This is a genomic window from Bradyrhizobium sp. AUGA SZCCT0158, assembly GCF_018130065.1.
Taxonomy (GTDB): Bacteria; Pseudomonadota; Alphaproteobacteria; order Rhizobiales; family Xanthobacteraceae; genus Bradyrhizobium.
Genome location: NZ_JAFCME010000015.1, coordinates 47,806 through 59,653 on the forward strand (window position 1 = coordinate 47,806; position 11,848 = coordinate 59,653).

The 11,848-nt window shown below is 64.6% G+C and carries 10 protein-coding genes; 6 read left to right on the forward strand and 4 right to left on the reverse strand.

All coding sequences use genetic code 11. From position 1 onward, the window contains the following. Positions 1–66: 66 nt before the first annotated feature. The 3 genes from JQ574_RS21440 to JQ574_RS21450 are packed head-to-tail and all read left to right on the forward strand — an operon-like array spanning position 67 to position 4,336. Positions 67–744, forward strand: coding sequence for a TetR/AcrR family transcriptional regulator (locus JQ574_RS21440; RefSeq protein ID WP_212211644.1), 678 nt, complete (start codon positions 67–69; stop codon positions 742–744). Further along, a complete protein-coding gene (locus tag JQ574_RS21445) occupies positions 741–3,431 on the forward strand; it encodes a molybdopterin-dependent oxidoreductase (protein WP_212211645.1) in 2,691 nt (896 codons plus the stop codon). Before JQ574_RS21440 ends, JQ574_RS21445 begins: the two co-directional genes overlap by 4 nt. Continuing rightward, complete coding sequence (locus tag JQ574_RS21450) at positions 3,428–4,336, forward strand: xanthine dehydrogenase family protein subunit M (protein WP_212211646.1); 909 nt, start codon at positions 3,428–3,430, stop codon at positions 4,334–4,336. Before JQ574_RS21445 ends, JQ574_RS21450 begins: the two co-directional genes overlap by 4 nt. 151 nt (positions 4,337–4,487) lie before the next feature. Here the strand turns inward: JQ574_RS21450 and JQ574_RS21455 are convergent, their stop codons facing one another. Both JQ574_RS21455 and JQ574_RS21460 read right to left on the reverse strand, forming a co-directional pair. Further along, positions 4,488–5,705, reverse strand: coding sequence for an extensin family protein (locus JQ574_RS21455; RefSeq protein ID WP_212211647.1), 1,218 nt, complete (start codon positions 5,703–5,705; stop codon positions 4,488–4,490). A 357-nt stretch (positions 5,706–6,062) separates the two neighbouring features. Continuing rightward, complete coding sequence (locus tag JQ574_RS21460; RefSeq protein WP_212211648.1) at positions 6,063–6,926, reverse strand: DUF2147 domain-containing protein; 864 nt, start codon at positions 6,924–6,926, stop codon at positions 6,063–6,065. A 170-nt stretch (positions 6,927–7,096) separates the two neighbouring features. Here JQ574_RS21460 and JQ574_RS21465 point away from each other — a divergent pair, with 170 nt between their 5' ends. After that, positions 7,097–7,924, forward strand: a complete 828-nt coding sequence (locus JQ574_RS21465; protein ID WP_212211649.1) for a DUF2147 domain-containing protein — start codon at positions 7,097–7,099, stop codon at positions 7,922–7,924. 208 nt (positions 7,925–8,132) lie between these two features. Next, positions 8,133–8,453 carry a hypothetical protein gene (locus JQ574_RS21470; protein ID WP_212211650.1) on the forward strand — a complete coding sequence of 107 codons (321 nt, stop codon included), beginning with the start codon at positions 8,133–8,135 and terminating at the stop codon, positions 8,451–8,453. A 102-nt stretch (positions 8,454–8,555) separates the two neighbouring features. Here JQ574_RS21470 and JQ574_RS21475 read toward each other — a convergent pair whose 3' ends face one another. Both JQ574_RS21475 and asd read right to left on the reverse strand, forming a co-directional pair. Further along, complete coding sequence (locus tag JQ574_RS21475) at positions 8,556–9,089, reverse strand: NUDIX hydrolase (protein WP_212211653.1); 534 nt, start codon at positions 9,087–9,089, stop codon at positions 8,556–8,558. A 74-nt stretch (positions 9,090–9,163) separates the two neighbouring features. Continuing rightward, a complete protein-coding gene (gene asd / locus JQ574_RS21480; protein ID WP_212211655.1) occupies positions 9,164–10,033 on the reverse strand; it encodes an archaetidylserine decarboxylase in 870 nt (289 codons plus the stop codon). Between the two features lie 34 nt (positions 10,034–10,067). Between asd and JQ574_RS21485 the strand changes: the two genes are divergently transcribed. Continuing rightward, positions 10,068–11,732: an aminotransferase class III-fold pyridoxal phosphate-dependent enzyme gene (locus JQ574_RS21485; RefSeq protein WP_212211657.1), complete on the forward strand. Its 1,665-nt coding sequence runs from the start codon at positions 10,068–10,070 to the stop codon at positions 11,730–11,732. The last annotated feature ends 116 nt before the right edge of the window (positions 11,733–11,848 follow it).

Here is an 11,848-nt window from a genome sequence, read left to right on the forward strand (position 1 = left end):
CAGTTAGCCGCGCCCCAACACAAATCCGTCATTTGACACTTCGTCTCATTTTGTCAAATTCGTCAAATGAAGCCCCGCGACCGCATCCTCGATGCCGCGATGCTGGTATTCCGCCGGCAGGGGTTTCGGCGTTCGTCGATCGAGCAGGCGGCGGAGGCCGCCGGCCTGACGCGCCAGGCGCTCTACCATCATTTCAAGTCCAGGGAAGAACTGTTCCGCGCCGTGATCGAGCGGCTGCATGAGAACGCGCTGGCCGCCGAGATCGCGGCGGGCGAGGCCACCGAAAAGGCCGGCAGCGGCCTTGCCGACATCCTGATCGCCGAGATTACCGCGCGGATCGGGCAGTTGATCGCGCCGCTCGAGGGTTCGCCCCATATCGAAGAGCTGTTCTCCGAGCACCTGCTGCAGGCCCGCGACATCTACCAGAAATATGCCGCGCATTATGCCGCGCAGCTGACATCCACGATCGAACGGGTCTGCCGCAAGCAACGTCTCGCGATCAAGGACATGACCGCGCCCGACTTCGCGCGATGCGTCGAGATGGCGTTCAACGGCACCAAGTCAGCCTATCCGGCGATGCAGCCGGCTGACGCCTTCCTGCGGGATTTCGGCATCATGGTGCGCACGCTGGTCGCCGGCGCCGTGGGCCCAGCGCCGAAGCGCGGTCCAAGAACAACTACAAAAAAAACTGCAAGAAAACCTGTCGCAAGCAAAACCGCCCGCAAATCAGGAGATCGCAGATGAGTACGATGACGATCAACGGCCGTGTCGCCCCCCTGCCCGACGACATCGACGCCATGCTGATCGATGTGGTCAGGACCGATCTCGACCTCACCGGCACCAAGCTGGTCTGCGGCGCCGGCGTTTGCGGCGCCTGCACCGTGCTGGTGGATGGCGCGCCGGTGGCGAGCTGCCTGATGCCGGCCCGCGCCGCGGCCGGCAAGACAGTCACCACGGTCGAGGGCATTGGCACCGAAAAGCTGCATCCGGTGCAGAAGGCGTTCATGGTGCACGACGCGCTGCAGTGCGGATTCTGCACGCCGGGCTTCATCATCGAGGCTGCGGCGTTCCACGACCGCTGGCGCGCAACAAAGGGAACGGCAACACCTTCGCGCGAGGAAATCGGCGCTGTCCTGTCGGGGCATCTGTGCCGCTGCGGCGCCTATGACGGCATCTTCAGCGCGGTGGCCGCGGCCTGCAGCGGCCAGTTCGATGGAGGCGACATCGTCTCGCCGCGCGTCGAGGCACGCGACAAGGTGACGGGTGCGGCGAAATACACCGTGGATATCAACCATGAAGGCCAGCTCGAAGGCGTTATCCTGCGCTCGGAGATCGCGCATGGCAAAATCGGCGAACTCGATTTCGCGCCGGCGCTGGCGCTGCCGGGTGTCGGCGCCGCGATCTCGCTGCTCGCCGAAGACCGAATCGTCCGCTTTGTCGGCCAGCCCATCGCCGCCGTCGCGGCCAGGGATCGCAAGACGGCGCTGGCGGCGATCGCCGCGATCAAAGTATCCAGCGAAAAGCTACCCTCCGTGATCGGGCTCGATGAAGCCCGTAAGCCGAATGCGCCGGTGGTGTTCGAAAAGGCGGACCGCAAGAAAGCCGGCAACGTCTCCGAAGGCGCCGGCGCACCGGCGCCGTGGAAGGCGAACATCCGCGGACCGTCGGCGGCGTTCTCGCTCAAGCCGAAGCAGGTGCGGAGCTGGGTCGAAAGCGCACGGCAGGAGAAAAATCCGTTGCTGGTCGAAGGCGTATTCCGGACCGGCACGCAATCGCATACCTGTCTGGAGCCGCACGCCACGGTCGCGCATTTCGAAGGTGACCGGCTTACAGTGCACGCCTCGACGCAGAGCGTGTTCCATCTGATGGAGCTGATCGCCAAGCGCTACAAGCTCGACCACGACAAGGTCCGCGTCATCGCCGATCACGTCGGCGGCGGTTTCGGCTCCAAGGCCAGCCTCGGCGCGGAGACGACGATCGCGATCGATCTGGCGCGCGCCGCCAATGCGCCGGTCCGCGTCGCCTTCGATCGCCATGAAGAACTTTCGGTGACCGGCTATCGGCCGGCGTCGGAGGTCAAGCTTGCGCTGCTGCCGTCCGAGCAAGGCGGATTGAAAGCGCTGTCGGTGACCGCCTATGCCGACACCGGCGCCGCGATCAATTCCACCATCGCCACCCTGGCACGGCTGATCTATCCGGCCGAAGGCAAGGAGCTCGCCGATTTCGACGTCATCAGCAATCTGCCGCCGGGGGCGGCGTTTCGCGGCCCCGGCGGACCGCCGATGGCGTTCGCGGTGGAGCAGGCGATCGACGAAGCCGCGCTGCGGATGAAGGTCGATCCGATCGAGCTGCGCAAACGCTGGGATACCGATCCCAACCGGCGGCGGCTTTATGAATGGGCGCAAGGGCTCGACGTCTGGCGCAACCGGAAGTCACCGGCCGAGCAGACCGGCCGCTATCGCCGCGGTGTCGGCGTCGCCACCGGATACTGGCTTTATCTCTGGCAGCCCGGCTCGAAAGTGGAAGTGTCGGTCAAGGGCGGCCGCCTGATCGCAAGCACGGCGATCCAGGATATCGGCACCGGCAGCCGCACCGTGATCGCCAATACGGTGGCGCGCGAATTCGGTCTCGAGCCGCATGAGGTCGAGGTTCACATCGGCGATTCCAAACTGCCGGTAGGCCCGGGCTCGGGCGGCAGCCGCACCACCGCCTCGGTGGTGCCGCCGACATTACTCGCGATCCAAAAGCTGAAGGCCGCGATCGAGAAAAATGCAAAACAAAAGCCGGCGCCGGGATCGAATGCGCCGTGGCGCGAATTGCTGGCGGCCTCCCCCGACCTCACCGCATCAGGCGTGCGGCCGGAAGACAGCAGGCAAATGGCGCCGGGGATTGAGTCGCCGCTGAAGCAGGTGGGTATTCTGGGCTGGATCTTCGGCAAGATGATGCGCTGGATGTCCAACATGGTGATCGGCGCCGGCGTGCCGAGTTCGGTGCAGGTGATCGAGGTCGAAGTCGATACCTGGCTCGGCCATGTCCGCGTCCTCAACGTCCACACCGGCATTGCGGTCGGCAAGATCGCAGCGCCGGCACTGGCGCGAAGCCAGGCGGCGGGATCGGTCATTCAAGGCATCGGCTACGCGCTCTACGAAGCACGCGAGATCGACGGGCGCACCGGCGATACGCTGAGCGGCGGACTGGAGGATTACCGGATTCCCGGGATAGCCGACACGCCTGTGATCGACGTGCATTTCGACGAAGCCGGTTTCGATCACGTGCTCGGCGGCAGCGTCGGCATCGGCGAGGTCGCCACCGTGCCGACGTCGCCGGCGGTCGCCAACGCGATCTACAACGCCACCGGCATCCGGCCGATGGATTTGCCGATCCGCCCCGACCGTTTGATCTCAGCGCTGAAAGGGAGGGCCGCCGCATGACACCGGCCATGACGACCGAATTCCGCGCCGCCGGCACCGATCTTTCCGAACGCCGCCGCAGCGGCGTCTCGAAGGGCCCGCTGATGGATATCGTGCCCGCGTCCGATATCTCGGGCATGCATTGGGGTGCCGACGGCACGCTGCGCATCGGCGCCTACACCACCATCGCCATGATCGCCGCCGATCGAAGCATCGCCGCCGCCTATCCCGGCATTGCGGCGTCGGCGCAGGGCCTCGCGACGCCGCAGATCCGTCACCTCGCAACGCTCGGCGGCAATATCGCGCAGCGCTCACGCTGCTGGTATTTTCGAAATCCGCACATCGCCTGCCTGAAGAAGGGCGGCACCGATTGCCCGGCCCGCAGCGGCAATCATCTCTATCACGTCGCCTTCGATCTCGGCCCCTGCGTGGCGCCGCACCCTTCCACGATGGCGGCCGCGCTACTGGCTTATGACGCGACCATCATCACCTACACAAGAAGTGGGCTATCGATCCCGGACGTGCTCGGCGACGGCTCCAACGGCACCGCCGACAATTTGCTGCAGCCGGGGGAAATGATCCGGGGCATCGAACTGCCCAAGCCGATGCAGGACGAGCGCGCGTTCTACAAGCGCGCGATCAGCCGTGCTTATGCGGAATGGCCGCTGGTCGAGATCTGCGCCCGCGCGGTCGTCAAGGACGGCGCGTTCCAGTTCATCCGCCTCGCCGCCGGTGGCATCGCGCCGGTGCCGCTGCGGCTGAAGGCGGCGGAAGGCGCACTGCAAGGCAAGGCGGCCAATGCGTTGAACATTGAAGTGGCTGCCAAGTTTGCGACCTCGGGCGCCAAGCCGTTGCCGATGACGGGCTACAAGCTCGATCTCCTGGAAGGCGTGGTGCGCGATGTGCTGGAGAAGCTGGCGGCGTAAGCCGGCCGACCCTTCAACAAAAGGTGTCATACCCGCGCACGCGGGTATCCAGTACGCCGCGGCCTCTCGGTTCTATCGCTGATGTCTCTGCAATACTGGATCGCCCGCTCCAGTGCGCAATTGCGCACAAGGCGGGCGATGACAGCTGGGCCTAATGCCCGTCGAACTCGTCTTCTTCGTTGACCTTGCTTGAGTGCCGGTGCGCCTTCCTGCCGCCGAGCGAACCCGTCGTCCAGGGCTCGCGCGACGACGCGTAGGGACTGCGCCCTCCGGCCCTACCCGCGACCTGATCGCCGGACACAGCTGCCGGCTGGCAGATCACCCGCCCGCTGGAGCGGCGCATCAGGTCGACGTGGAGGTGGTCCTCGTGATGGCGGTTGGAGCCCGGCGCCAGCACGGTGTTGAACTGCTGGCAGGCGCTTGCCTGCACGTCGCGCAGAAAGCCCTGCTCTTCCGGCATGCCGCGCCAACCGCCCCTCACCGTCACGCGCCTGCCGTCGGCGAGCACGAAGGCGGAGATATCGAGCGCGTTGCCGAAAGCGTGTTCGGAAATATGCGAGTTCGGATTGCCGTTCATGCCGCGGCAGGAATAGGCGGAGATCTGCTTGATCTCGACCACGCGCACGCCGAACCAGCGCTGAGCGGCGGGCTGTACCGAGTCGGCGAGCCAGCGGTCGAGCACCGAGACGATCGGACAGGCCAGCGTCGCGGTCGGCTTGATCGCGACCGGTCCCACCGTGTTGACGGGATCGCCCAGAACAGGCCCGAGCCGTGGCGGCGGCGCGGCGGCGGGCGCCTGTGAATAGGGTGCCGACGAATAATTCGGGGATGACGGGTAGCGGTCGCGCGGCGGATAGGAAGGCGCGGCCATATAAGAGCCGCCGCGCGGGTCGCGCGATTGCGGCGCGCCTTCGGCCGGCAGATCGATTTCGTCGTCCTGCTGGGCCACGCCCGGCGCGGTCAGCGAGATCGGCCCGTTGGACGGCGCGCCATAGCTCGGCTGGCGCAGCGCCTGATCGGAATAGGTCTGCGATGGTGCGGCGGCAGGCGCCGGCCGAACCGGCCAGCGCGGCTGGTTGCCGATATTGCCGGGCGGCCGCAACTCGTCGGCGAAACCGAAACTCGGGCTGCCCTCGCCGAGGGCCGCGACTTTCAGCGGAAATTGCGCGCCACAGGCGCCGGGACCGGAAATCGGGTCAATCCGGACCAGTTCGGGGGTCTCCTTGACCGCACCGGACTTCAGGCATGCGACCTCGGCCTCGGCCCGCCACGGTTCACGCTCGGCGGACTGAAACAGTCCGCGGCCGCAACCCGCCAAGGAGACAAGGACGAAGGAGCCGACGAGATACAAACGAACTCCACGCGTCATCCGCGCACGTTCGGCGAATTTATTTAAGAAGTCTTCAACACGTTGATTTCATGAATTATTTACCATGTTGCCTGCAACCGCCGGCTGTGGACAGGCGGGGATAGACAGCAACGCTGACTTGTTTTGGCGGGGAACGCTTTGTTAGCGTCGAGCGTTATGAGCGGGCACGACGTGAACCAAGGGAGTATTCCCATATGACCATGGTCAGCAGACTGAGCGTTGTAACCGCGTATCTTGCATTCGCCTTCGTCGGCGCCATTGTGATCGGCGTGTTCTAGGCTTCCCCTTCCAGGCTTGAAGCCAATCGAAAACTGTTCGCCCGGTGGTCGCTACACCGGGCGTTTTTATGCGCGACGATTACGACCGCGGCTCCGCAAGAGTCTGCCGCGATGACATCAGGCTTTCCGCCTTGGCGTTGATCCGGCGCCAGTTGTTGCCGGAGCAGTAGAAGCGGCCGAGCGCACAGGCTTCGACGCGCAGCGTGTTCTGGCCTTTCATATCCATCGTGCCGTAATAGGTGTCGCCGCTGGCCTGGCTGTAGACGCTGCCGGTCCACTGCTTCCCGGTCTTCGGCTTCATGTTGATCAGGACGGCCTCACCCTTGTCGTTGGAGGACGAATTGAGCACGTAGCCGCACAGCGCGTTGCCGCATTTGGCGATACGTACCGATCCCTTGCCTTCGGTCTGCCAATCTCCAACAGGCGTGTCGACATCGTCGGCGAGATCATGCGAGACACGCGAAATCTGTGGCACGGCCACCGGCGCCGGCTCGGCCGGCTTCGCAACCGGTGGCGCAGGCGGCGGTGGCGGCGGTGGTGGTGCAGGCGGAACAGCGAGTGTTGCCGGTGGAGCGGGTGGCTGCGGAGCGGGCACGAGTTGCGTCGCGGCGGCGGCCGGCCTGTACACGGCGGGCGGCGGAGCGGCAACGGATTGAACCGACGGGGGAGCTGCCGCCGGTACGGCTGGTAATGTCCTCGTTGACTCGCTGATCCTGCGATCATCGCGATGGCGATCATCATCGTTGTAACGATCACGGTCGTCATAACGACTTCGGTTGCGCGAGGTGCCCGAAATCGAAACCGAGGCGCAGGAGGTCGAACGGCAGTACCTGGACGCGTCGATCTGGATGCGATGACCGCCGACCACGAATGAAATGGAGTCGCCCGCATACGCGGACGGACTGAGCAGCATCAGCACGGCGAGAAAACAGAAACGCTTCATCGGACCCTCCCCGGGTTGAGCGCGAAAGCTAGGCCGCGGCCGGTTCCCTGGATGTGATTTGAGTCACCTAGGTCCCCCGTGACCTACGTCACAGAAGGCGCACCCGGCCGGGCATAGGGTCTGCGCAAGTTCATCGCCAACCCAATTCACAAGCCGCCCAGGAGGCTCTCATGAAGAAGCTCTACATCCTCGCCGCGCTGATGATGGTCACCACCTCGGCCCATGCCGGTGGCATAACCTTCCAGATCGAAGGCCAGCGCGTCCGCATCGAAGCGCCGCGCGGCTGCGCCTCGCTGTCCTGCATCAACATCACGGCGCCCGGCTTCAAGGGCCTCAAATCCAACCGCAACGACGACGATGACGATGTCGCACCGGCGCCGACACGGCCCGAATACAGCGGCACCAAGCGCTACAATGATGATTACGCGCCGGCGGCCGGCAAGCCCCGCTACAAGGGCGACCAGGCCAAGCGCTACAACGATGACGACTACGCCGCAGCGCCTCCAAGGCAGGACCGCGTTCCGGCCCCGGCTGCTGATCAGGTGGCGGCACCCGCTCCTGCGCCCGCCCCGGCTCCGGCCCCGACGACCTACGCCGCCGCGCCGCCGCAAGCCGACGTCGCACCACCGGCCCCTCCTCCGGCTGCCGAGCCCGCGCCTGCCAGGTACGCAGCGCCCGCTCCGGCTCCAGTTGACGCTGGCCCCGCCTCCGATCCGAACTCGCCGATCGGCGTCTGGGCCACCGAAGAGAACAAGGGCAATGTCCGCATCGAGCAGTGCGGCGACAATCTCTGCGGCTATGCCGTCAAGACCGGTGAAAAGATCCTGATCAACATGAGACCGCAGGGCTCGAAATGGGCCGGCCGGATCAACGATCCCGACAGCGGCCGCAAATACGACTCGACGATGTCGATGAAGAGCAACGGCTCGCTCCGCGTGCAGGGCTGCGCCTTCGGCGGCATGTTCTGCGGCGGCCAGACCTGGAAGCGCGTGAGCTGATACTTCTTCGAGCCCTTTTCGCGTTTCCATCAGTTAACGACTCCTTACTCGCGATCGACGACGAAACAATTCTCCGCGCGACGAAACCGTTTTGGTCCCGCGACGAAGAAATCCCGAAACCAGGCTCACGTAGTTCTCTTGCCCAACGAGGCGCCACCCGGCGCGCAACTCGGGCGCACCACTCACCAAACCTGCAAGAGGGACACACATGGCTTTCGCACGCTCCACCATCCGTAACTGCCAACTGCTGATCGCGGCCACGCTTGCGTTCGGGATGCTGACCACCGTTTCCCAGGCCCATACGCCAGAGCAGGAGCAGATGTGTGCCGGCGACGCGATGCGGCTGTGCGGAGCGGAAATTCCGGATGTCGATCGCGTCACCGCCTGCATGATCCGGCAGCGCGCGTCGCTCAGCGACGGCTGCAAGGCCGTGTTCCGTTACGAGCCCCCGGCCGCGACGCCCGTCAGCTACGCGCCGTCGGCCAAGCCGTCGAAGCCGATGAACCTGGCCCCGCACAAGCGCGGCTGATCAACGCTCTATGTAAGATGCAAGATGAGAAAGCGCCATGCCCGGCAATGCCGGACGCGGCGCTTTCTGTTTCCGTCGCCGGCCATGACGAACCAGCAGGGATTACGCCGCGCGCCGAAACCAGTCTCGCACCTTCTCCATGAAGCTGCGTCGATCTCTGAAATCGCTGATCGTCTCAATCCGCACGGGCTCCGGCGCACGTTCGACTGTCCCGCTCGGCGTGGCATGCTGTGCAGCCATCGCGATCGGCCCGACATTTTCCAGAAACGCGCGCTCATAGCCGCGCGACAGCCGCTCGATCGCGTCCGCCAGCGGCAGCCACTCGACCGCCTTCACGTCGCGCATCAGTTTGCGGACCGGCTCGGCGCCCGCCTCCATCCGCCAGAAGTGCACGACCTTGGAGCCGCCGCGGGATTCGTAAACCAGCGTGCCGAGGAATTCGTGTACGGCGACATCGTGCCCGGTTTCCTCATTGACTTCGCGCTCGGCCGCGTCGCGCGGCGTCTCACCGCGATCGAGCTTGCCCTTGGGCAGAACCCATTCATTGCGCTTGCGCAGGCGCACGATCGCGACCAGCGGCGTTGCCGCCTGCCGCAATACAATGCCTCCCGCCGCCAGCACAGGCGCTCGCGCCATCTTGCTTCCCTGGTTTGCGAAAAAATCGTGATTCGATCGCAACTATATAGGAAAGCTCGCGTGCGGAATCGAGACTAGACGAGAGGTTTCCTCAGCAGCGCTCCGCCGGCACGAACGCGCGCGCCGTCTGCGACATTGTCGGCAAACTCAAAGCTTTCCGGCGCCAGCACAATGATGGTCGAGCCGTGCTCGAACCAGCCGAGTTCATCGCCCTTGCGCATGCTGGCGGTGCAGGGGAAATTCACCGGCCCCCGGCTCTGCGCGTTCAGCGTCACATCCAGAAAGTGCAGGCGGATGCTGGCGACCAGGATCGCGGCGACCGGCACCAGGGTCAGCGCTTCGCCGGAGGCAAGCCGCGTCTCCAGCACCGCGCGCTCGTTCTTGCAGAACAGCCGCTCCACCCTTTTCAACGCAATCGGATTGACGTTCCAGACGTCGCCGTGGATGAACCTCACCCGCTCGATCGTGGCGTCATAGGGCGCGTGAAAACGATGATACATGCTCGAGGTCAGGCGCAGCGTAAGGTAGCGGCCGTTGCGGTGACGCTCCACCAGCGCGGGATCGCCGAGCAGATCCAGCAGCGAATACGGTGCGCCCTTGATCTGGAACAGTTTTGTGTCCTCGATCCGGCCGAACGCGCCGATGATGCCGTCGGAGGGGCTGGCGACAACGCTCGGATCCGGATCGGCGGGCCGCAGGCCCGGGCGCAACTCGCGGGTAAAGCAATCATGCAGGCTCTTGAACTCGGTCTTCTTCGCCTCCGACAGATCGAGATCGGAGAACAACCGCCAGCAGGCGATCGAGGCATCCCGCACCAGCGGGTTCTCGATCTTGCTGAACCACCCCATGAAACGGGTGATGGCCGCCCGGGGAATCCGGTTGGTGAGCAGGAAATTGAGGTCCTCCTGCTGGGTAAAGGCCGAAATCAGGCCTTTGACTGTCATGAATCTGTTAGCAGGATTAGCTAGCGCTGGTGGCATGGATTCGCCCCTTTCGATTCTGTCGCTGTCCGCCGTTGCGATTGCCGGCGCCGCGGTGACCTTCCCCAAATTGCAGGCGCGGCTGGCGCTGTCGCGCGCCAAACACCGCTCGCTGACCGGACATTCCAAGATGTCCAAGATGGTCGCGCGGCTGATGCCGCATTACGAATTCGATATCGGCGAGTTCTTCCGCTCCGACGGCGCGCCGGCCGATGTCGCGGCGCAGCGCCAGGACGGTTTCTTCCGGCTCGCCGGCGTCTATCAGGACCGTTACCCCAAGGGACGGCAGATGACCGCCGAGGCGGCCGAGCACATTTCGGATCTGCAATTCACCGAAGCCTACCGGGTGCCGTTCCAGTACAGCCGGCTGGTGCGCGAGCATCTTTCCACCAGCGCCTTCGTGCAGTCCTCTTCCGGCGTCACCGTCACCGATGTCGACGGCAATGTCTCCTACGACCTGACCGGCTCGTACGGCGTCAACATTTTCGGCAACGACTTCTACAAGGACTGCATCACCGAATCGGAAAAGCGCGCGCAGGCGCTCGGACCGGTGCTCGGCCCCTACCATCCCGTTATCACCGACAACGTCAAACGGCTGTGCGAAATTTCTGGCCTCGACGAAGTTTCGTTCCACATGTCCGGCACCGAGGCCGTGATGCAGGCGGTGCGGCTGGCGCGCTACCACACCAGGCGCACGCATCTGGTTCGCTTTGCCGGCGCTTATCACGGCTGGTGGGGCGACGTGCAGCCCGGCGTCGGCAACCCGGTGTCGCCGCACGAGACCTATACGCTCGCCGACATGTCGGAGCGGACACTGCATGTTTTGAAGACGCGCCGCGACATCGCCTGCGTGCTGGTCAATCCGCTGCAGGCGCTGCACCCGAACGCCAATGCGCCGGGCGATTCCGCGCTGGTCGACAGCTCCCGGTCCGGCAATTTCGACCGCGCCGCCTATACCGAATGGCTGAAGAAGCTGCGCGAAATCTGCACCGAACGCGGCATCGTGCTGATCTTCGACGAGGTCTTTGTCGGCTTCCGCATCGCCGCCGGCGGCGCGCAGGAATATTTCGGCGTCCGCGCCGATATGGTGACCTATGGGAAAAGTCTTGCCGGCGGACTTCCGGTCGGCGTGGTCTGCGGCGCTAAGGACCTGATGCGGCGCTTTCGCGACGATCGCCCCGCCGACATCTGCTTTGCCCGCGGCACCTTCAATTCGCATCCCTACGTCATGACGGCGATGGACGAATTCCTCGGCCGGCTCGCCAGCCCGAACTTCAACTCGGTCTATAACGGGCTTGACGAGACCTGGAACGCCCGCGCCAAGGCGCTCAAGGACCGGCTCGTCGCGCACGACCTTCCGGTGCGCGTCAGCAATCTGTCGTCGATCTGGATGGTGCATTATACCGTGCCGTCCCGCTACAACTGGATGCTGCAATATTATCTGCGCGCCGAAGGGCTGGCGCTGAGCTGGGTCGGCACCGGCCGGCTGATCTTCAGCCTGAACTATACCGATGACGATTTTTCCGCGGTCGCCGACCGTTTCGTCAGCGCCACCGAGAAGATGAAGCGTGACGGCTGGTGGTGGCATGATGCCGCGATCACCAACAAGAACATCAAGCGGCAGATCCTCAAAGAGATGTTTGCCAAGAGGTTCGGTCGCTGAGCGCGCCTCTTCTACAATCTTCATAACCTGGCCAGCTCTTTCGTCATTGCGAGGAGCGAAGCGACGAAGCAATCCATCTATCCCCGCGCGGAGAGATGGATTGCTTCGCTTCGCTC